Below are 21,350 nucleotides of genomic sequence, written 5' to 3' on the forward strand. Positions count from 1 at the left end.
GCTAGGCTGCGGGGCGGACATCCAGGGTGCGCGCTGCGCCCGCATCGCAAGCCGCAAATTCCCTGTTCACAGGAGTTTACGTGAGTAATCAACCCGCGGCAGCGCCGGCCAAGCTCGACGGCGCCGTCCTCAAGATCGCCGGCGTCGTGGTCCTCGGCGCCATCATGTCGATCCTCGACGTCACAGTGGTCAGCGTCGCGCTGCCGACGTTCCAGACCGAGTTCGGCGCGTCCTATGCCGAGGTCGCCTGGACCATGACCGGCTACACCCTGGCCCTGGCCACGGTGATCCCGCTCTCCGGCTGGGCGGCCGACCGATTCGGCACCAAGCGCCTCTACATGGCCGCGCTGCTGCTCTTCACGCTCGGCTCCGGTCTCTGCGCCACCGCCGACAGCATCAGCCAGCTCGTCGCCTTCCGCGTGCTGCAGGGTCTCGGCGGCGGCATGCTGATGCCGCTCGGTATGACGATCATGACGCGGGCCGCCGGACCGGAGCGGATCGGCCGGCTGATGGCCGTGCTCGGCATCCCGATGCTGCTCGGCCCGATCGGCGGGCCCATCCTCGGCGGCTGGCTGATCGACGTCGCCAGCTGGCAGTGGATCTTCCTGATCAACCTGCCGATCGGCGCCGTCGCGCTGATCTACGCGCAGGTCGTGCTGCCGAAGGACAACGCCGAGCCCTCCGAGTCGTTCGACTTCATCGGCATGCTGATGCTCTCGCCCGGCCTCGCGCTCTTCCTGTACGGCGTCTCCTCCCTGCCGGAGGAAGGCACGATCACCGCCACCAAGGTGTGGCTGCCGATGCTGGTCGGCGGTCTGCTGGTGATCGGTTTCGTCCTCTACTCGTTCAAGCCGCGGCACCCGCTGCTCGACCTGCGCCTGCTGCGCAACCGCAACCTGACCGTCGCCACGATCACCCTCGCCGTGTTCACCGTCGCGTTCATGGGTGCCGGCCTGCTGTTCCCGAGCTACTTCCTGCAGATCCGCGGCGAGTCGACACTCGACGCCGGCCTGCTGATGGCGCCGCAGGGGATCGGCGCGATGGTCACCATGCCGATCGCCGGCATCCTCGCCGACAAGGTGCCGATCGGGCGGACCGTGCCGTTCGCCCTGCTGCTGATCGCGGCCGGCTTCTTCGCGTTCACCCAGGTGGGGACGGACACGTCGTACCTTCTGCTCTGCGGCTCGCTGTTCGTGATGGGCCTCGGCATGGGCGGCACGATGATGCCGATCATGACGTCGGCGCTGCGCACGCTCACCAACCACGAGGTGGCCCGCGGCTCCACGCTGCTGAACATCCTCCAGCAGATCGCCGGCTCGATCGGCTCGGCGATCTTCTCGGTGATCCTGACCAACCAGCTCAACCAGTCGCCGGTCGTCCCCGGCGTCACCAACCCGGTCAGCGGCGAGCCGGTGAGCGAGAGCGGCCTGGCGATCGCCGCTCAGCAGGACCCGGCGGTGGCCCAGCAGTTCCCGGACCCGACGCTGCTCGAACGCGGCCTGCAGTTCGCCGCGGATTCGTTCGCGACCACGTTCATGGTGGGCTTCGTGCTGACGCTGCTCACGCTGATCCCGGCGTTCTTCCTGCCCCGCAAGAAGGAGACGTCGAACCTGGCGGCCGAGCAGGGCGCCGCGACGCCGGTCATCCTGCACTGACCACGTCCGTTCGTCACGACGAGGACCCGGGGCTCGTTCCGGGTCCTCCTCCGTTCGCGGGGGCAACCTTGGAACTCATCGGAGCCGGACGCCAGGCCGATGTCTACGCCCTCGACGAGCGGCGCGTCCTGCGCCGCTATCGCGACGGGACGGACGCCACCGGTGAGGCGGAGATCATGGCGTACCTGTCGCGCCTCGATTTCCCCACCCCCCGGGTGTACGAAGCCGACGGCGCCGACCTCGTCCTGGAACGGCTGGACGGCCCCACCCTGTCCGGCGCGTTCCTCGACGGGCGGATCAGCGTGGCCGAGGGCGCGGTCTGCCTGGCCGATCTGCACCGCCGGCTGCACGACCTACCGGCCCGGTCCGGCCGGCGCGCAGGCGATCGGATCCTGCACCGCGACCTGCACCCGGAGAACGTGCTGATGACCTCCCGCGGGCCCGTGGTGATCGACTGGAACAACGCGGCGGAAGGACCACCGGAGGTCGACGTAGCGCTCACCGCGGTCATCGTCGCCCAGGTCGCGGCCGATCCCGACCATCCGGTGGCCGAGGTGGCCCGCCGTTTCCTGGCCGAGTTCGGACGGGTGGCCGGCGACGACGTGCGCGCCGGACTCGACGCGGCTCTGGCCGTCCGCTCCTCCGATCCGGCCCTGACACCCGGGGACACCGCCCGGTTGCCCGAGGTCGCGGCGCTCATCCGGTTTTTGTCGTAGGTGGATGGCAGCATCCCGGGCATGTATTTCGTCGAGAAGGGCACCGGGACGCCGGTGCTCGCGCTGCACGGCTGGACGCCGGACCACCGCCTGATGCTCGGGTGCCTGGAGCCGATCTTCGAGGCCCGCCCCGGTTTCCGCCGGCTCTATCCCGACCTGCCCGGCATGGGCCGCACGGCCGCGCCGCCGGAGATCGCGAGCAGCGACGACATCCTGGCCGCGGTGCACCGGTTCATCGACGCGGTCCTCGGCGCCGAGCCGTTCCTGCTGCTCGGCGAGTCCTATGGTGGCTACCTCTCCCGTGCCCTGGCCCACGACCGCCCGGAGCAGATCCTCGGCCTCGCGCTGATCTGCCCGGCCGCGGTGCTGCCGCGCGACCGGCGCACCCGTCCCGCCCACCGGGTGCTGCGCCGCGATCCCGCCCTCGACCTCGGCGACGACCCGCAGCTGGCGGCCGAGTTCGAGGAGATGGCGGTGGTGCAGACACCGGAGACGCTGCGCCGCTTCCGCGACGAGATCTGGGCCGGCCTCGAGCTCGCCGACGAGGCGGCGATGGCCCGGGTCTTCCACCGCTGGGAGCTGAGCCGGTCCCCGGAGTCCGGGCCGCCCTTCACCCGGCCGTCGCTCGTCCTCACCGGCCGGCAGGACGCGTCGGTCGGTTACGCCGACCAGTTCGCGCTGCTGCCGCACTACCCGAGGGCGACGTTCGCGGCGCTCGACGTGGCCGGCCACAACCTGCAGATCGAGCAGCCGGCCCTGTTCAACGCCTTGATCAACGAATGGCTCGACCGGGTGGCCGCCGGGTGAGCCCCGTTCGGTGAGCCCCGCCGGGTGAGCCCTGCCGGGTGAGCCCTGCCGGGTGAGCCCTGCCGGGTGAGCCCTGCCGGGCGGCGGTTGCGCCCGTGATCGTCACGCCGGCTGCGGCGATGCCGTGGCAACCGGGCGCTTGACGGAAGCGTCGCGGACGCCCGGCGCTGCCGAATGACGCACCCCCAGTCCGACACCGCCCTTGCCGGTGACGTGCCGCCACGCCGCGCGCCGGCACTCGACGAGGCCACACCGTAGCCCGCGCCGGCGACGACGAGTGCACACCGTAGCCCGCGCCGGCGACGACGAGGGCACACCGAAGCCCGCGCCGGCGACGACGAGGGCACACCGAAGCCCGCGCCGGCGACGACGAGAGCACACCGAAGCCGTTCGTGTGCCCGTGTCTTGGCTATGGCGTAGGCGCGGGGCCACGGTGGCGTTGTGTGCGACCTCGTCGCGCCTCGACCAGCCGGATCGCGGCCGACGTCCAGCTCGCCACCGGGGTGCCGTGTTCTCGAAGGTCAGCGACCCGCCTCTGCCGGCCGACGCGGCGACGCGACCCGCCACTGCCGGCCGACGCGGCGACGCGGCGACGCGACCCCGGTTCCGTACCCGGAGGTATTCATCGCCGGGCAGCCTAAACCCCGGTCGTCGCGTTGTCAGCCCGATGACCAGCCCATTGACAGATGGCAATCTATCGATTGCGGTGGAGGTCGACATCCTTCGACGCCGCAGGAGGTTCGATGCGCTGGCCGGCCACACTGACCGCCGCTCTGTTGACCGCGACGATGCTGACGGTCCAACCCGCGACCGCACAGGCCGCGGAGACACCGACCATCACCCTGAGTCCCGGTGAACGGGCCCTCATCCGATTCCAGCTTCCCGATCAGGCCGCGTTCGACCGTCTGGTCGCCCAGGGCGCCGACATCGCCGCCCGTCCCCGCACCACACCCGGCGCGGTGCTCGCCGACGTCGTCGTGGACGACCGCGAACTCGCCGCGTTGCGTGCGGGCGGCGCCGATCCGGTGCAGCTCATCCACGGCGAGGGGATCGCCGCGCGAAGCCGGGCCACCGCCCGGACCGCGGCCGCCGACACCCTGTCGTTCCTGCAGGCCTACTGGTGGACCAGCAACGGGCGCACGTTCCTGCAGACCCAGGTGGCCACGTCCGCGAGCGACGACCCGGACGTGGAGATCACCGTGACGTGGACGACCGCGGACGGGCAGACCGGGTCGTACCCGCTGGTCCGGTTCTCCGACGCGGACGAGTACCAGTACCACTACGCGCTCCCGCAGCCGCTGCCCGCGAAGCCGGTGAAGGTGACCGCCACCTCCAGCCTCGGCGGGCAGTCCCGCGCCGTCACCCCGGGGGTCTGGCCCGGCGCCACCCCGCCGGTGAACCCGGGCGGGTACCAGAAGGACTTCATCGACGCCTACATGACGCCGACCGACGTCACCGCGCGGATCAAGCGGCTGTCCCGGCAGTACCCGGCGCTTGTCGACGTGATCAACCTGCCGAACCGGACGCAGGGGTACCGGCGGACGGCCGTCGCCTACCTCGGCGACCCGGCCACCGCGGCGATCGTCGTGGAGTCGGTGAAGTTCGGCGACCAGGGCTACAACGGTGTCCAGGTCCGCACCGTGGATCCGGGGAGGGCGAACAACCCGCTCGGCGCCACGTACCGGGATCGGGTCTTGACCGTGCGTCTCGCCACCGGAGCCGGCGGCGAAGTGATCAGCACGACCGACCAGGTGGCCGCGTTCATCGCGGCGCGGTACCCGCAGCGGTTCTCCGCGTTCGTCGAGGACGGCTCGGCGGGCCTGGTCATGCCGGTCGCCGGTCCGGCGCGGCTCGACGACGGCTTGGCCGGGACCGAGGTGTCCCGCAAGCCGCAGATCGTGCAGGCGCTGCGCATCGGCAAGGTCCGCGACGGCTCGAAGCCGGGTGTGCTGGCCTACTCCCAGGAGCACGCGCGGGAGTGGGCCACGCCGCTGGTCACGCTGGAGTTCGCGGAGCGGCTCCTGGCGAACTACGCGACCGACCCGGCGACGAGGAGCCTGGTCGACTCGACCGACGTCTTCATCATCCCGACGGTCAACCCGGACGGCGCCAACTACTCGTTCAACGACTTCAACTTCCAGCGCAAGAACCTGGTCAACCACTGCACGGGCGCGCAGCGTGACCCGCGGTACCGCAACTCGTGGGGCGTGGACGTGAACCGCAACTACGCGGTCGGCTCCTACTTCGACGGTTATGTCGGCGGCAACGCCAACTGCCTCTCCGGAACGTATGCCGGAACATCGGAACTGTCCGAGGCGGAGAGCCGCAACGTCATCGCGCTCGCATCGCGGAACCGCAACATCAAGTTCTCGATGAACGTGCACAGTTACGGTGGCTACTTCATGTGGTCGCCCGGCGCCTACAAGGTCCCCGGCCGGATCACCCTGCCCCGGCCGTCCATCGACGAGTCCAAGTTCTTCCTGGACAGCGCCCGGCGCATCGTCGGCGCCATCGCCGCCGAGCGCGGCACTGTCACCTGGCCGGCCTACACCGGCCCGGTCGCCGACGTGCTCTACTCCGCGGCCGGCAACTCCGCCGACCACCTCTACTACGACCTCGGCATCACCGCCTGGAACTTCGAGGTCGGCAACGACCGCTGGAACGAGGCCACCCAGCAGTGGGAGGGCGTCGGCTTCCAGCCGCCGTTCGACGAGGCCCACGCGGAGGCACAGGAATACGCCGGCGGCCTGATCGAACTGGTGCGTATCGCCAGAGAGCAGTCCGACACGCGATAACCCACCGATGGGCGCGCTCAGTTCCTTGGGCGCGCCCACCCATCGGGTACGCGCGACCCCGGTCCCGGGGTGCTCCCCTGACTGACGCCCCTTCCGCCGGCGCACGCCGCCGCCGGCCCCGGCGTCCCGTCCGGCCCAGCGTCCCGTCCGGCCCAGTGTCCTGTCCCGTCCGGCCCAGCGTCCCGTCCCGTCCCGGCGTCTCGTCCCGCCCGCCGTCCCGTCCCGTCCAGCCGTCTCGTCCCGCGCGGCGCCACGGTAATCCCTTTCGGTCGCCGCTGATCCGGAATTGATCGAATAACGTTCTGGTTGCGGCGCCGCGCCATTATCACTTTCAGGTGATCGCCATGACGAATACTGATCACTTTTCCGCCCGACAAGTCCGGATTTACCGGTTTCGTCCTTGATTTCTACGGTGTAACTGATCGATGTACCGGCGATTTCCGGCAGCCGAATCGTAGATCCGGTAAACCTCAGTCAGTCGATCGGCTACGGCTCTGTGCGAAGAGTGCCTCCGGCCGTTACGTTAAGTAGGTGTTCAGCGGTACCCGCCGTTGGCACGGATCTGTCCTGAGCTGGCCCGACTCGCGTTAATCGAGATCAATGGAAATTCTGCCGCCCCGGAGAGACCGGAATGGACACGGGGCGATAGAAAGGTAAGTGCATCCAGCGTGTCCTTCGACGAGGGTGGTGTGATGATCCGGGTCGTCGTTGTCAGAGACGAGGGATACTTCGGTGTCCCGGTGCGGACGTTCCTCGAGACCGAACCGGACATGCACTATGTCGATACCCTGCCGATCGGGGGCGACCTGGCGCAGCGCGCCGCGCAGCTCTGGCCCGGCGTCGTGGTGATCGACACGCAGTACATGGTGAGCCAGGTGCTGCCGATCGCCGACGAGCTGCACACCGCGATCCCGTCCTGCTCGATGCTGCTGCTCTGTGATCCGAGCAAACGCGGCATGCTCCCGCCCCGGCGGTGGAACGGCGGGCTGAACTTCCTGCTCAAGGACTCCTCGCCGAGCATGCTGGCGGACGCGGTGCGCCGCCTGGCCCGCGGCGAGCGGGTGGTCTCGCCGATGCTGCAGGCCGCCTCGCTCAACACCGACCGGGGGCTCAGCACGCGGGAGCTGGAGGTGCTCGGGCTCGCGGCGGAGGGCGAGTCCGTGAAGGAGATAGCCGGGCGGCTCTACCTGTCCGGCGGCACGGTGCGGAACTACCTGTCCGCGATCATCACGAAGACCGGCGCGCGCAACCGGCTCGACGCCATCCGGATAGCCCGCAAGGAAGGCTGGCTGCGCTGATCTTTCAGGGCGCTCCCAGACCTCCGGCGTAGCGTGGGAACGGATGCGGAACCACCACCTCGACATCCCCGCCCTGCCTGTGCTGCTGCCCCTGGGCGTCGTCCTGATGGTCGTCACCTGCGTCTTCCTCGGCGCCCGCGGCCTGCTGACCATTCGCAGACTCCTGGCCGGCTGGGCCGCGGGGTGGTACAGCGTGGCGGTCCTCGGCGCGACGATGCTGCCGATGCGTCTCTCCTGGGGCGGCGGCGAGGTCGAGGCGAACCGGCTGATCCTGGAGCCGGTGGTCAGCATGCGCCCGATGGACTTCCTGCTGAACATCGTGATGACAGTGCCCCTCGCGGCCGTGTTGCACGTCGTGTTCGGGGTCCGTGATCAGCGCCGGGTGGTGCTCACCGGTTTCCTGCTGAGCCTCACGATCGAGCTGACCCAGGCCGTGCTGGTGCTCACCCTGCACGGCAACCGATGGGCCGACGTGAACGACCTGATATCGAACACGACCGGCGCCTATCTCGGCTTTCTGCTGTTCCGCTGGCTCATGCGTTCCGCACGTTTCCGCCGGGCAGTGGAAAGGTGCTCTTTCGTCCGCTCCGCCCACGCGGCGCCGATAGCGGTGTGACAGCGGGCCGGCCGGCGACCGTTTCGTAAAGCCGGCCGACCGCGGTGGCCAGATGGTCCGCGGAGTAGGGGGAGCTCACCGCTCGGGCCGGCAGCCGCACGCCCCCGCGCTCGGCCAGGCAGAGCAGTTCCGCGCGCAGCGCCCGGGGCAGCGACTCCCGGTCACGCGGGGAGAGCCGGTGGGTGCCACGGACCGGCGTGCGGGCGGCGAGCCGTTCCTCCAGCGGCGGGCACGTGGCGTACAGCGCGGGCAGCCCGGCCGCGATCGCCTCCAGGGCGGCCAGCCCGAAGCCGCCGGAGCCGGGCGAGACGAAGACGTCCATGGCGCAGAGCAGCTCGCGGGCGTGCGGGACGGCCCCGGCGAACAGCACCCGGTCGGCGACCCCCTCGATTACCGCGAGGCGTTCCAGCGCGGGCCGGGCGGGGCCGTCGCCGACCAGCAGCAGGCACGCGTCCGGCGTCTCGGCGATCGCGCGGATCAGCAGGTCGAACCGCTTGTCCGGGTCGAGCCGCCCGACGCCGCCGACCAGCGGGACGCCGGGTGCGACGCCGAGCCGGGTCCGTGCCGCCTCGCGCAGCCTCGCGTCGAAGCGGAACTCGGCCGCGTCGATCGCCTTGGGGATCATGGTGATCCGCCGGTCCGGCACGCCCCACGCGCGCAGCCGGGCGGCGATCGCCGGCGACGCCGCGACGGTGATCCGCCCGAACCGTTCCCCGGCCAGGTAGAGCGCGCGCATGCCGGGGGAGACCCGGCGCCCTTCGAGGATCGCGGCGCCCAGGTGGTGCTCGGTGGCGACGACCGGTCGCACGCCGGCCAGCCGTGCCGCGATCCGCCCCTGCACGCACGCCCGGTAGAGGTGGGTGTGCACCAGGTCGAACCGCCCGTCCCGGATCAGCCGCCACAGCCGTCCGATCGCGGCGGGGTCCGCGTCACATGCGCCGGTCACCTGATGCACCCGGACGCCCTCGGCGCGGAGCGCGCGGGCGCCGGGACCCGCCCCCGGCCGGGTGCCGGCGCGATCTCCGATGCCTGCGGGTACGGGTGACGGGGGCTCCAGCAGGACGACCTCGTGGTCGTGCGGCAGCCGGCGCACGAGCAGCCGCACCTGGTGGCCTGCCCCACCCGGCTCCGGCGTGCTGATGACGTGGAGCACCCTCATCTCTCATGTCCCCCGGTCGCATTGACGACAGAACGCTTGCGACATCCGCGCCAGAACACGTTGCCGGAAAGACGCTGCCGGAATAGTGCGCCCGGCGTAAGTCGCAGATGTCACGGATAAGGCGAGAGCTTCTCACTCTCAGCATGACATCCTCGTCCGAATGGGCAGGTCGACGACCCCGATCGGTTTGATCGAATCATCGTGTTCTTGGCAGAACGATGAACATGAATGATTCTCGCGTAGGCCATGACAATTGCTACTGTAATCGGCCCTCCCCGGCTGCAAGTCTAATTCTGCAGAAAGCTTCAAACGGTCATCCGAGGCGAGTGGGCGTTGACATTTCCGGCAGGCCGGAAATGTATTCCGCCGGCTCGCATTTCTTGTCGCGCGAAAACGGGTTCCGCTGCCGGAGAGCCGGCATCGTACGAGGGGGATTCCATGCAGGCACGGCGATCGGCGTCGCCCTGGTTCGCGAGCGTATTACCCGGCCGGGCCGCCCGCGCCGGAACCGACGCGCTGGCCCTCGCGGCCGCGCTCTTCATCGCCACCCTGCTGCGCCACGACGGCCGGATCGGCGAGGTCCACTTCCGCGATCTCGTCGCGCTCTCCGCCGTCGCCGCGCTCGTGCACACCGCCGCCGGCATCCACTTCGGTCTCTACACCGGACGCTGGGCCTACGGGTGCTTCGAGGAGATCGCCGCGCTGGTGAAGACCGCTGTGGTCGTCACACCGGCCGTGTTCCTCCTGGACACGCTGCTCGGACGGCTGGTGCCCCGCTCCGCGATCATCGCGGCCGGCCTGATCGCCCTGGTCTTCGCCGCCGGCGTGCGCTACGCGGTGCGGCTGCTCAAGGACAGCCGGCTGCGCCCGAAGCCCGAGCACGGGATCCGGGTCGTGGTGATGGGGGCCGGCGAGGGCGCCACCCAGGTCATCCGCGCCATGCTGCGCAGCCCGCGCAGCCCGTACGTCCCGGTCGCCCTGCTCGACGACGACCCGGCCAAACGCACGTACCGGATCATGGGTGTCCCGGTGGTCGGCAACCGGGACGCGATGGCCGAGGTGGTCCGCCGGTTCAACGCCGAGGCCGTGGTCATCGCGATCCCCAGCGCCGGCGCCGACCTGATCCGCGCGCTCACCGACCTGGCCCAGCCGCTCAACGCCGACCTCAAGGTGGTGCCGCCGGTCGTCGAGCTGTTCGGCCGCAAGGTCCGGGTCGAGGACATCCGCCCGGTCAGCCACGAGGACCTGCTCGGCCGCCGCGAGATCGGCATCGACCTGGCCGCCGTCGCCGGGTACCTGGAGGGCCGCCGCGTGCTGGTCACCGGCGCCGGCGGCTCGATCGGCTCGGAGCTGTGCCGGCAGGTCGCCCGGTTCAATCCGGCCACGCTGGTCATGCTGGACCGCGACGAGTCCGGCCTGCACGCCGTGCAGCTCTCGCTGGACGGCCGGGGCATGCTCGACGACCGCAACCTGGTCGTCGCCGACATCCGCGACCAGCAGCGCCTCGACGAGGTGTTCGCCGAGCACAAGCCGCACGTCGTCTTCCACGCCGCCGCCCTCAAACACCTGCCGCTGCTGGAGATGCACCCCTCCGAGGCGCTCAAGACCAACATCATCGGGACGTACCAGATCCTGCAGACCGCGCTGCGGCACAACGTCGACCGGCTGGTCAACATCTCCACCGACAAGGCCGCCGACCCGTGCAGCGTCCTCGGTTACTCCAAGCGGATCACCGAGCGGCTCACGGCCGCGGCCGACGTGCTGTCGACCGGCACCTACTGCAGCGTCCGGTTCGGCAACGTGCTCGGCAGCCGGGGCTCGGTGCTCACCGCGTTCGCCGCGCAGGTCGAGGCGGGCGGCCCGATCACCGTGACGCACCCGGACGTCAACCGGTACTTCATGACCGTCCAGGAGGCGGTCCGGCTGGTCATCCAGGCCGGCGCACTGGACAGCGACGGCGAGGTGCTGGTTCTCGACATGGGTCAGCCGGTCCGGATCGCCGACGTGGCCAAACGCATCGCTGACGCGGCCGACCAGCACATCCAGATCGTCTACACCGGGCTGCGGCCGGGCGAGAAGATCGCCGAGATCCTGCTCGGCCCGGACGAGCCGGACCACCGGCCCAACCATCCGCTGATCTCGCAGGCGCCGGTGCCCCCGCTGGACGGCGCGGTGCTGTCGCTGCTCGATCCGGCGGCGCCCCGAGCCGACCTGATCGCCGTCCTGCACTGGCTCGCCGAGTCGCCGGCCCTGCCCGTACGGGAAACGTCGTCCGGCCCGGCCACCGCGGTGCTGAACGGATGGCACCGCCCGGCGCCCGTCAGCAAGCAGCGCCACCCGCAAGGCCACTCGCAAGCCGCAGCGGTCCCACCGGCCCGGCGCCCGTGATCAAGCGTCCCAAGACGGCCCGGTCGCGGGCGGTCCGCCCGCCGCAGACGAGGAACCCGGTCCGATCCCGGCAGAAGAACCATCCGGAGCAGCAGAAGGAGAGCACGCCCATGCGTGTCGTCATCGCCGGTCAGGGGTACGTCGGACTGCCGCTCGCGGTCCGCGCCGCCCAGGTCGGCCACACGGTCGTCGGCTTCGACGTCGACGACGATCGGATCAAGCGGCTCGCCACCGGCGAGTCGTACGTCGACGACGTCTCCTCCGCCGACCTGCAGGCCATCCTCGCCGCCGGCACCTTCACCCCGTCGTCCGACCCGCGCTCCTGCGCCGGCTTCGACATCGCCGTGATCGCGGTGCCGACCCCGCTCCGCGAGGGCACCCCCGACCTGCGCTACATCGAGGACTCCGCCCGCACCCTGGCGCGCTACCTGCGTCCCGGCGCGACAGTCGCGCTGGAGTCCACCACGTACCCGGGGACCACCACCGAACTCGTCGCGCCGCTGCTCGAAGAGGGCTCCGGCCTGATCGCCGGCGTCGACTTCCACCTGGGGTACAGCCCCGAGCGGATCGACCCGGGCAACCGGGAGTGGAGCCTCGCCACCACCCCCAAGGTGGTCTCCGGGATCAATCCGGCGTCGCTGGAGCGGGTGCGCGCGTTCTACGCCTCGGTGGTGGAGCAGACCGTACCGGTCTCCGACCCCAAGGTCGCCGAGCTCGCCAAACTGCTCGAGAACACCTTCCGGCACGTCAACATCGCCCTGGTCAACGAGCTCGCGGTGTACGCGCACGAGCTCGGCATCGACGTCTGGGAGGCGATCGACGCGGCCAGCTCCAAGCCCTTCGGATACATGCGGTTCGTGCCCGGCCCCGGCGTCGGCGGGCACTGCCTGCCGATCGACCCGTCGTACCTGTCCTGGCGGGTGCAGCGGACCCTCGGCCAGAGCTTCCGCTTCGTCGAGCTCGCCAACGACATCAACAACCACATGCCGGATTACGTGGCCCGCCGCCTGGTCGCCGCGCTGAACACCCGGCGCAAGGCGGTCAACGGCTCGACGATCCTGCTGCTCGGCCTCGCCTACAAGAAGAACAGCGGCGACGCGCGCGAGTCGCCGGCCCGCCGGGTCGCCGCGCTCCTGCTGGAGATGGGCGCCGAGGTACAGGCCGCCGACCCGCACGTGGTCGAGGACGCCCACATCGACAGGCGGGTCGAGCGGGTCTCGCTCACGCCGGAACTCCTCGCCGCCGCGGACGCTGTGGTGCTGCTCGCCGACCACGACGACTTCGACCTGGACCTCGTCGTGCAGCACGCCACGTACGTGCTGGACACCCGCCATCGCCTCACCGGACCCACCGTCGAGTCGATCTGAGACACCCCGCGGAGGTAGTCGTGGTACGCATCCTGTGGAACGGCCTGCAGCGCCTGGTCGCCACCGTCATGCTCTTCTTCCTGGCCCCCGTGATCCTCGCGCTCGCGGCCTGGATCCGGATCGCCGACGGCAGGGGCGTCCTCTTCGTCCAGGACCGGGCCGGCCGGGGTGGCAAACCGTTCCGGATGCTCAAGTTCCGGTCGATGGTGCACAACTCGGTGGCGCTCAGCGCCGAGCTCGGCATCGACGACCCGTTCGGCCTGCTGGAGAACGACCCGCGGATCACCGCGTGCGGCCGCTTCCTGCGCCGGACCAGCCTCGACGAACTGCCCCAGCTGATCAACGTGGTGCGGGGGCAGATGAACCTGGTCGGCCCCCGCCCGGACGTGCTGCCGCAGGTCGCCAACTACTCCGCCGAGGACGCCCGCCGGCTCGAGGTGAAACCCGGCATCACCGGCTGGGCCCAGGTCAACGGCCGGGACGACATCGACTGGCCGCAGCGCTTCATCCTGGACCGGTGGTACGTCGACAACTGGTCGCCGGCCCTCGACCTGAAGATCCTCTGGCGGACCGCGATCACGCTGCAGCGTGACGAGCCGCCGGTGCACGTCGACACGCTGAACATCGCGCGCCAGGAGACCGCCGCCACGATGGAAACGGTCGCCACGGTGGAAGCCGCCGCCACGGTGGAAGCCGCCGCCACGATGGAGACGGAGAAGGACGTCTCGCGTGTCTCCTGAGATCGGCTCGGAATTCCACTGGGACCCGGCCGCCCTGCTCAGCGCCGAGCGGGGTGGCCCGCCCGCGTGGCTGCCGGCGCGGCGCTCGCTCTTCGCCACCGGGTGCGGCGCGCTCAGCGAGGTGCTGCGCCTGCTCGCGCCGGGCGGCCGGCTGCACGTGCCGTCCTACTTCTGCGTGGGTGTCGCCGAGGCGCTCTCCGAGCGGGCGCCGATCGCCTGGTACCGGCACCTGCCGGACGGCCGGGGCCCGCGCTGGGAGACGCTGCGGGCCGGTGACGGGGACGTGGTGCTCGCCCAGAACCTGTTCGGGCAGGAGCGGGGCGGGCCGTGGACCGCGTGGATCCGGGCGCACCCCGGCATCCCGGTGATCGAGGACCACTCGCACGACCCGTTCAGTGACTGGGCGCGGGACAGCGAGGCGGCGTACGTGGTGGCCTCGCTGCGCAAGACGCTGCCCCTGCCCGACGGCGGGTTGCTCTGGTCGCCGTCGGGCCGCGAACTGCCCCGGCCCCGGGGTCCGGAGAGCGCCGGCGCGCATCTGAAGCTCGCGGCGATGCTGCTCAAGGCCGCCTGGCTGGCGGGGCGGCCGATCGCCAAGGAGCAGTTCCGGGAGCTTGCCCAGCAAGGGGAGCACGACCTGCTGGGCAGTGCCGGGCCGGCCTGCGCGTTCACCCGGGCGGCGCTGCCGCTGATCGACGTGGGCGGGGTGCTGGCGGCGGGGGCGGCCCGGGCCCGGGAGCTGGCGGGACTGCTCTCCGCCCGTACCCCCGCAATCGAGCTGGTGGGAAACGGCCCGTTCCGCCTGCAGCTGGCGTGCGCCTCCTCGCGGATGCGTGATGCGCTGCAAGCGCATCTGGCCGCGAACCGGATCTACGCTCCGGTGCACTGGCGGCAGGACCGCGGCCGGTTGTGGAGCGGCGACCACGAGGCGGCGGAGTGGGCCGGCCGGATGCTGACGCTGCCCGCCGATCATCGGTGCGGACCAGGGGATTTGTTGCGGATGGCGGAGGTGGTGACCGCGTTCGAACCCGCCGTCGCCGCCTAGGGTCGCGTCGATCGGTGGATCGGCATATCATCATTGCGTGATATGTCGATCAACGCAGAGTGATCAAGGGCGGTGATCATGACCACCGCGGGCTGGATAGCGCTCGGGCTGGCTGTCTACGGCGCCCTGAGTTACGCGGTGGGATCGATCCTTCAAGCCGTCGGCGCGCAGCGCAGCCACAACACGGTGAGCACCCTCGGCCACCCGCTCTACCTGATCGGCATCGCCCTCGACATCTCCGCCTGGGTCGCGGCGATGTTCGCGTTGCAGCACCTCGCGGTCTACGTCGTCGAGTCCGTGCTGGCCGGCTCGCTCGCCGTCACCGCCGTGCTGGCCTGGCTGTTCCTGCGATCCAAGCTGCGCCACCGCGACGCCGTCGCCATCGTCTGCACCAGCGTCGCGCTCACCACCCTGGCCATGTCGGCCGGCCAGCAGCACGAGATGACACCGACGTGGACCATGCGCGTCGCGTTCTGCTGCGCGGCCGTCGGCGTCGTGATCCTCGGCTGGCTCACCACCAAGGTCGGCATTCCCGGCCTGATCGCCGGCGTCGGCGGGCTCTCCCTCGGCGGCGCCGCGCTCACCGGCCGCGCCCTCGCGATGCCGCCCGGATCGATGGACACGTTCCCGTCGGCGGTCGTCGCGATCGCCACCGAGCCCCTGGTCTGGGCGCTGCTGATCTTCCCGATCAACGGCATGATCCTGTACGCGAACGCGCTCCAGCAGGGCGACGTCGGCCGGGTCACCGCCGTCCACTGGACCGGCGAGGTGGTCGCCCCCTCGGTGATCGCCCTGACCCTGCTGGGCGACACCGTCCGCCCCGGCTGGGAGCCCGCCGCGCTGCTCGCCGGGATCGTCACCGTCGGCGCGGCAGTGGTGCTCGCCTCCGCGCCCGCCACCGTCGCCGTCGAGTCCGCCGACGGCAGCCCGGCCCCCGCCGGCACCACCGTCGCGGTGCCGCCGCAATCCGGGCTCGGCCTGGTGCCGGTCGAGGCGTGGCGGCTCGCCATCCCGCCGGAAGCGCACTGGCCCGCGCTGCAGCCGCCACTCGTCCGGGGGTACGGGACGTTCCGGTGGTGGGGGTCGCCGACCACGCCGCAGCCGTTGTGGGTGCCGCCGGACCGCACGCTGAACGTGCCCGGCTCGGTGCCGGCGTGGGCCGGGCCGCAGCTGCCCGAGGCGCGGGGGTCCCGGTCGGCGGGAGGCGCCGCGCGGCCCGCGGCACGTGGGGGATCGCATCGGGCGCCGGGGCGGCACGCGTTGCCGTCGGGGCGGCGTTCGTCGGCGGCGTGACTCGATTTCCGGGGTGGGGTGCGGTTCTCCGGCGTGGGTGCGGTTGCCGCTGCGGTTTTGTCGGTGCGATTCTCCGGGTTTGCGGTCGGGGCGTGTTTTCGCGATGGCGCGTGCTTTCCTCCATGTCAGTCGGCTCGCCTCGCTGTCGTGAGGGCGCTATCGGGGCGTGTGGGTGATCCGCCGCGTTTCACAAATCGGGCATATGGTTCTAGGGCTCTTTGGGTCCCACCTGGTGTCACGGTGGGTGACTGATGATGGTGGAGCGTTGCTGCTTTGCGGCATTCTGCGGGGCGTGGGGCGTCCACGTCTTTCCGTGAAGCGCCGCCTTTACCTCGGAGGGTGGCACGCCGGGTGATGAGGGTGGGCGCTGACAGGGCAATCGCTGGCTCGGAGCTCAGTGCGTGCCCTGGTCCGCGTGGGGAGGGGCCACCGGGTCCCCGGGCCAGACCGCCGTCCACCGTGTGCAGGCCCTCGTCCACCGTGGGCTCCGGTGCCGCCACATCATCCCACCTCCGCATGCCCTTCAAGCTAGGTTCCTAGGATGCGCGAGACGCGGCGTGTCGGTTACCGGTCGGGACCGAACGTCGACGTCCACACTGGCGTAAACCCCAGGGAGAGACACCTCCCGGGAGGCGGCATCATGGCTTTCTACGGCGACCCCGCCGAGCTGGACCGGCTCGCGGCCGGCCTGCGCGACAAAGCGGCCCGGATCCCCGACAAAGCGGCCCGGATCCGCGACGACGCAGCCCGGATCCGCGACGACGCGGCCGCGTACGAGGCACGCGGCCGGACCGCACGATGGGTCTCCGGCGCTGCCACGGCCTATCAGCGGCAGCTCTCCCGGGACCGGGTGGACACCGACCGGCAGGCGGCCGAGATCGAGCACGCGGCGGCGGCACGATGCGTGAGCCGGGAGCGTGTGCTGTGACCGCGCGCCGGCTCGTGCTGAGTCACGGGGAGATGGCCGCGCTCGTCGAGTTCGCTGGTGTGACACTGCCACCGGGGCTGATCCCGGAGGACACGGCGCCGAAGGCCGAGCGGCACTGGGAACCCGAGCAGGAGCAGGCCCTCGCCGTCAACCTCGCCGTCCTGGCCCGCCCGATCGCCGCCGTGCGGATCGAGACCGCGGTGCCGGGCCGGGTGCTGCGCGGGCTGTTCAGCGTCGCCGGGAGTCTGGGCGCGAGCCTGTTCACGCTGGCCGGCGCGACAGTGGAACTGTCCCTCTTCAACGCCGTCGATCTCGGTGCTGAGCTGCTCCGGGCCGTACCCGAACCTGAGGGCGGCGACTCCGTGCAGTCCGCCCTCAATCCGGAACGGCCGCTGCGGGGCACTGTCGACCTCGCCGACCTGGAGTGGCAGCCGTGGATGCCGCCGGCGGGCAGCGGCCTGGCCGACCGGGCCCGCGCGCAGACCCGGGGCAGCGTCTCCGCCCTGATCACCGGCCGGCGCCCGGACGGCGGTGTTCTCGCCGGTCAGGTGGCCTGGCTGCTGACCGGCAACCGGTGGACCGGGCTGCGCCCGGTTCCCGGTGCCGGCGGTGGCGGCGGAGCCAGGTACGGCGGCGGAGCCGGTAGCGGCGGGGGAGCCGGAAAAGACGACGGCGTACGGCAGGTCCGCCTGGAGCCGGTGGACCGCGCCGACTTCCCGACCTGGGTGGCGCCCCATCTGACCGCGGTCCTGGAGGCCGGTGATGGCTGACCCGGAGATCAGGCGAACGTCGAGATCACCAAGGGCTCGGATCCGGTGCCGGTCGCCGACGAGGTGGTGCGGTTGCTCTGGACCAGCACCCGCGCCCCGCTGAACGGGGTGAGCGTCAGCGTCTGGGACGTCACCGGCAACAAGCGCGGCGAGGTGCGGATGCTGAGCTTCACGGACGCCGCCACGATGAGCGACCTGGAGGGCAAGCACGGCAAGCGGCCGGTCAGGTAGCCAGGCCCGGCGGGAACGGAGAGCACATCCGCCCACGGGCGTATTCGCGATCCGCAACTACTGACGGTTCTGTTCCGGTCACGCGGCGAGAAGCATGGCGGTGACAGCGACGTAACCAACTGGAGGCGCACCATGTCAGGCAACAGAGCGGTTGTCTACCAGGGTCCCGGCCGGGTCGAGGTCTGCGACATCGACTACCCGAGCTACGAGGTGAAGGACGGACCCGGCGTCAACAAGATGAACGTCGGGCGCAGGACACCCCACGGCGCGATCCTCAAGACGGTGGCCAGCAACATCTGCGGCAGCGACCAGCACATGGTCCGCGGGCGCACCACCGCGCCGGAAGGGCTGGTGCTCGGCCACGAGATCACCGGTGAGGTGATCGACGTCGGGCCGGACGTCGAGTTCATCCGGGTCGGCGACGTGGTCTCGGTGCCGTTCAACATCTCCTGCGGCAGGTGCCGCAACTGCAAGGAACGCAAGACCGGCGTCTGCCTCAACGTGAACCCGGACCGGCCCGGCTCGGCGTACGGATACGTCGACATGGGCGGCTGGGTCGGCGGCCAGGCGGCGTACGTGATGGTCCCGTACGCCGACTGGAACCTGCTCCGGTTCCCGGACCGGGACCAGGCCCTGGAGAAGGCCCTGGACCTGGCGATGCTCAGCGACATCTTCCCGACCGGGTACCACGGTTGTGTGAGCGCGGGCGTGACGACCGGATCGACGGTCTACATCGCGGGCGCCGGACCGGTCGGGCTGGCCGCGGCCACGTCGGCGTTCCTGCTCGGCGCCGCGGTCGTCATCGTCGGCGATCTCAACGACGAGCGGCTCGCCCAGGCCCGCAGTTTCGGCTGCGAGACGATCAATGTCGCCCAGGGCGACCCGGCCGAGCAGGTGCAGCAGATCCTCGGCCGTTCCGCGCCGGCGATCGGCCAGCCGCTGGTCGACGCGGCGGTCGACGCGGTCGGGTTCGAGGCGCGCGGCCACGGCCGGGACGCCTCTGTGGAGAGGCCCGCGACCGTGCTGAACTCGCTGATGGACCTGACCCGCGCGGGTGGCGCGATCGGCGTGCCCGGCCTCTACGTCACCGGTGACCCGGGCGGCGTCGACGAGGACGCCAAGGTCGGCTCGCTCTCCCTGCGCCTCGGCCTCGGCTGGGCGAAATCGCACTCCTTCGTGACCGGTCAGTGCCCGGTCATGAAGTACAACCACGGGCTGATGATGGCGATCCTGCACGACCGGGTGCAGATCGCGCGGAACGTCAACGCCACGCCGATCCCGATGGACCAGGCCCCGCAGGGATACCAGGACTTCGACCAGGGCGCGGCCCGCAAGTACGTGCTCGACCCCCACGGGATGCTCCGCCGCTGACTTCCCTTTTCGGTACGGGCATCGGCCCTTCCCAGAAGCAATCACCCCGTCCCGGGCCTACCCCGCGGCCACCTGCCGACTCCGGGCCGTTGCGCGCCTTTCGCTACCGGTGCATGGTGCCGGTCGTGCCACTTGCCGAGGCACGACCGGCACCGTGCCGACCACCCGGTGCCAATCAACCTCGCCTGGAGGACCTGGCCCGCCGGCAATCGGCGATCGAAGCAACGCTGGCGCAGACCCGGCAGCAGACTGTGGTCACCGAGGAGACGGCCCTCCTGCAGGAGGCCGGCATCTACCAGCACCGGCACCCGCTGCCGGACGCGGTCGCCTATCAAACAGCGTTGGCGCGGGTGCAGTCTCAGGTCAAGACCGAGGATGGAGCGGTTCAAGCCGCGCGCAGCTGGACGGTCAACGGCTCGGAAGCGCAAGGCCGCACAATGCTGCGCGACTATTCAAAGTTGATGCTGCGGGCGTATAACGCCGAAGCCGACAATCTGGTACGTGGTTTGAAGCTCATCGACGCTGCCATCAGTTGTGCGTGCAGGAGCTGAACCTTACCGCTGACTACGTGCAGGAAGCCGCGTAGGAGAAGGAACGGGAAGAGAAGGCCCGCCTGCGCGAGCAGCGTAAAGTCCAGCAGGGGATCGAACGGGAACGAGCGTGCCTCGACAAGGAGCGCGCCCACTACCAGAACGCCTTGGCCGCGCTGCCGGCCAAGGGGGACACCGAGGGTGCCATCCAGCTACAGGGACGCCTGGCCCAGATCGACGCGGCGATCAACGATGTCGACTACCGCGCTGCGAACATCCGCGCGGGCTACGTGTACGTGATCTCGAACATCGGCGCATTCGGGGAGTCGGTGGTCACGGTCGGAGGGTGCCGGAAGCCATCGAGTACCGGCAGTCGCTGAATCTGGCAATGCAGGATGGCCAGCTTCCGGATGGGTTGGAAGCGATCGGTTAGCGGTGAGCCGTGCCGTTTATCTCGATGCACTGTTCGTCCGGGACTTCTCGTGGCCTGACGGGCAGGGGGCGATCATTTCCGGGACTCATATGTGGTATGAGATATTGTGTTGGCCGGTTCTGGCGGGGCGGGCGACAATGGGTTATGGCGCAGCTTTCCTTGTTCCCGGTGAGGCATTTGCGGGAGCCTGCTGCGCGTCGCAATTATTCGCCGGAGGCGGAGAGGTTCCGGCGTGAGCACGAGCGGCATCGCGCGTGGGGCCTCGCTCAGCGGCACGCCCGGCGCCTGCGTCAGCTGCGTGATCAACCGGACCGTTCCGTAGCCCCGCCGGCGCCCACCGCCGACCCGCGACCACAAGCTCCGCCGCCCACCCGGCCGCAGTCCGAGGTCCTGCCGCAGTCCGAGGTCCGGCGGCAGTGCGAGGTCCTGCCGCAGTCCGAGGCGCGGCCGCAGTCCGAAGCCCAGCCGCCGTCGGCAGGCGGGACGTCGGCGTCAGTCCCGTCGGGAGGCGGGACCCCAGCGTCAGTCCCGCCGGCAGCAGGCCGCCCGACGGCTGCGATGCCTGGACTACCGACCGGATTCCGGTGCGCTCCGGATAGCAGCCGGCGTCGAGCGGGGAAGGATCCAAAAGGTGGCAGAGGTCCTCCGTGGGGCGGGCCCGAACACGACACCGTCCTGCTGCGATGTCGGCATACGCGGCGGGGCGACGGCTGGCGACGGGGGGATCCTGCGCGCGGCGGGGGATCCTGCGCGCGCGACGCGCCGGTGAAGCGGTACGGATTCGGCGGAAGTGGTGGCGCTGCTACCGTCGGCGCGTGCCGGTGTAAGTCGATGGGGGTGCCGTGGACGCGTCAGAGAAGCAGTCGCCGCTCCCGCGATTCATGATTCTCATCTACGAACGTGAGGTGCCGGAGAGCGCGTTGGCGGCGCCGCCGACCGTGCTCGAGGCCCACTTGCGTCTGCCGCGGCAGATTGCCGAGACCGGCGCGCGGATCGTCGCCGGCAACGCGATGGGGCCCGCGTCGAAGGCTGTGTCGATCCGCGGCAACGTCTCCGTCGGTGGGTCTCTGGCCGGCGCGGAGCAGACTCTGGCCGGGTATTTCCTCGTGGAGGCCTCGGACCTGGACCATGCGGTCTGGATCGGCCGCATGATCCCCGTCATCGACGGCTGGGTCGAGGTCCGCCCGGTCCTCACCTCATGACGCGCG

The 21,350-nt window shown here is 70.7% G+C and carries 19 protein-coding genes; 18 read left to right on the plus strand and 1 reads right to left on the minus strand.

Annotated elements, in window-relative coordinates; translation table 11 throughout:
- Positions 1 to 26 precede the first annotated feature (26 nt).
- The 6 genes from AB0F72_RS10160 to AB0F72_RS10185 all read left to right on the plus strand — a co-directional run bounded on the left by AB0F72_RS10160 (position 27) and on the right by AB0F72_RS10185 (position 7,887).
- Positions 27 to 1,655, plus strand: coding sequence for a DHA2 family efflux MFS transporter permease subunit (locus AB0F72_RS10160; RefSeq protein WP_360428281.1), 1,629 nt, complete (start codon positions 27 to 29; stop codon positions 1,653 to 1,655).
- A gap of 68 nt (positions 1,656 to 1,723) precedes the next feature.
- Positions 1,724 to 2,371, plus strand: a complete 648-nt coding sequence (locus AB0F72_RS10165) for a phosphotransferase (RefSeq protein WP_360428284.1) — start codon at positions 1,724 to 1,726, stop codon at positions 2,369 to 2,371.
- A gap of 21 nt (positions 2,372 to 2,392) precedes the next feature.
- Complete coding sequence (locus AB0F72_RS10170; protein WP_360428287.1) at positions 2,393 to 3,178, plus strand: alpha/beta hydrolase; 786 nt, start codon at positions 2,393 to 2,395, stop codon at positions 3,176 to 3,178.
- A 743-nt stretch (positions 3,179 to 3,921) separates the two neighbouring features.
- Positions 3,922 to 5,973, plus strand: coding sequence for a M14 family zinc carboxypeptidase (locus AB0F72_RS10175; RefSeq protein ID WP_360428290.1), 2,052 nt, complete (start codon positions 3,922 to 3,924; stop codon positions 5,971 to 5,973).
- 668 nt (positions 5,974 to 6,641) lie between these two features.
- Entirely contained in the window at positions 6,642 to 7,271 is a 630-nt protein-coding gene (locus AB0F72_RS10180) for a response regulator transcription factor (protein WP_231859115.1), read from the plus strand.
- Positions 7,272 to 7,314: 43 nt separating this feature from the next.
- On the plus strand, positions 7,315 to 7,887 hold the full coding sequence (locus AB0F72_RS10185; protein ID WP_360428293.1) for a VanZ family protein: 573 nt from the start codon (positions 7,315 to 7,317) through the stop codon (positions 7,885 to 7,887).
- Here the strand turns inward: AB0F72_RS10185 and AB0F72_RS10190 are convergent.
- Positions 7,805 to 9,046, minus strand: coding sequence for a glycosyltransferase (locus AB0F72_RS10190; protein ID WP_360428296.1), 1,242 nt, complete (start codon positions 9,044 to 9,046; stop codon positions 7,805 to 7,807). The genes AB0F72_RS10185 and AB0F72_RS10190 overlap by 83 nt on opposite strands.
- Before the next feature lie 438 nt (positions 9,047 to 9,484).
- Between AB0F72_RS10190 and AB0F72_RS10195 the strand changes: the two genes are divergently transcribed.
- From AB0F72_RS10195 to AB0F72_RS10250, 12 genes are all read left to right on the plus strand, one after another.
- The gene (locus AB0F72_RS10195; protein WP_360428298.1) at positions 9,485 to 11,434 is read left to right on the plus strand and encodes a nucleoside-diphosphate sugar epimerase/dehydratase; all 1,950 of its coding nucleotides are present in this window, start codon (positions 9,485 to 9,487) and stop codon (positions 11,432 to 11,434) included.
- A gap of 110 nt (positions 11,435 to 11,544) precedes the next feature.
- Positions 11,545 to 12,801, plus strand: coding sequence for a nucleotide sugar dehydrogenase (locus tag AB0F72_RS10200; RefSeq protein ID WP_360428300.1), 1,257 nt, complete (start codon positions 11,545 to 11,547; stop codon positions 12,799 to 12,801).
- 20 nt (positions 12,802 to 12,821) lie between these two features.
- The gene (locus tag AB0F72_RS10205) at positions 12,822 to 13,541 is read left to right on the plus strand and encodes a sugar transferase (RefSeq protein ID WP_360428303.1); all 720 of its coding nucleotides are present in this window, start codon (positions 12,822 to 12,824) and stop codon (positions 13,539 to 13,541) included.
- A complete protein-coding gene (locus tag AB0F72_RS10210; protein ID WP_360428306.1) occupies positions 13,531 to 14,586 on the plus strand; it encodes a hypothetical protein in 1,056 nt (351 codons plus the stop codon). The genes AB0F72_RS10205 and AB0F72_RS10210 overlap by 11 nt, the downstream gene beginning before the upstream one ends.
- A 78-nt stretch (positions 14,587 to 14,664) precedes the next feature.
- Positions 14,665 to 15,879 (plus strand): hypothetical protein, encoded by a 1,215-nt coding sequence (locus tag AB0F72_RS10215; protein WP_360428309.1) that lies wholly within the window; start codon positions 14,665 to 14,667, stop codon positions 15,877 to 15,879.
- 640 nt (positions 15,880 to 16,519) lie between these two features.
- Positions 16,520 to 16,807, plus strand: coding sequence for a hypothetical protein (locus AB0F72_RS10220; RefSeq protein WP_360428312.1), 288 nt, complete (start codon positions 16,520 to 16,522; stop codon positions 16,805 to 16,807).
- A complete protein-coding gene (locus AB0F72_RS10225; protein WP_360428315.1) occupies positions 16,804 to 17,577 on the plus strand; it encodes a hypothetical protein in 774 nt (257 codons plus the stop codon). Before AB0F72_RS10220 ends, AB0F72_RS10225 begins: the two co-directional genes overlap by 4 nt.
- Positions 17,578 to 17,622: 45 nt before the next feature.
- Positions 17,623 to 17,808, plus strand: a complete 186-nt coding sequence (locus AB0F72_RS10230) for a hypothetical protein (protein ID WP_360428318.1) — start codon at positions 17,623 to 17,625, stop codon at positions 17,806 to 17,808.
- A gap of 132 nt (positions 17,809 to 17,940) precedes the next feature.
- Positions 17,941 to 19,179 (plus strand): formaldehyde dehydrogenase, glutathione-independent, encoded by a 1,239-nt coding sequence (fdhA, locus tag AB0F72_RS10235; RefSeq protein ID WP_360428321.1) that lies wholly within the window; start codon positions 17,941 to 17,943, stop codon positions 19,177 to 19,179.
- 113 nt (positions 19,180 to 19,292) lie between these two features.
- Positions 19,293 to 19,730 carry a hypothetical protein gene (locus AB0F72_RS10240; RefSeq protein ID WP_360428324.1) on the plus strand — a complete coding sequence of 146 codons (438 nt, stop codon included), beginning with the start codon at positions 19,293 to 19,295 and terminating at the stop codon, positions 19,728 to 19,730.
- A gap of 146 nt (positions 19,731 to 19,876) precedes the next feature.
- Complete coding sequence (locus AB0F72_RS10245; protein WP_360428327.1) at positions 19,877 to 20,089, plus strand: hypothetical protein; 213 nt, start codon at positions 19,877 to 19,879, stop codon at positions 20,087 to 20,089.
- Between the two features lie 934 nt (positions 20,090 to 21,023).
- On the plus strand, positions 21,024 to 21,344 hold the full coding sequence (locus AB0F72_RS10250; RefSeq protein ID WP_360428330.1) for a YciI family protein: 321 nt from the start codon (positions 21,024 to 21,026) through the stop codon (positions 21,342 to 21,344).
- The last annotated feature ends 6 nt before the right edge of the window (positions 21,345 to 21,350 follow it).

The organism is Actinoplanes sp. NPDC023936, assembly GCF_040639325.1.
Classification (GTDB): domain Bacteria; phylum Actinomycetota; class Actinomycetes; order Mycobacteriales; family Micromonosporaceae; genus Actinoplanes.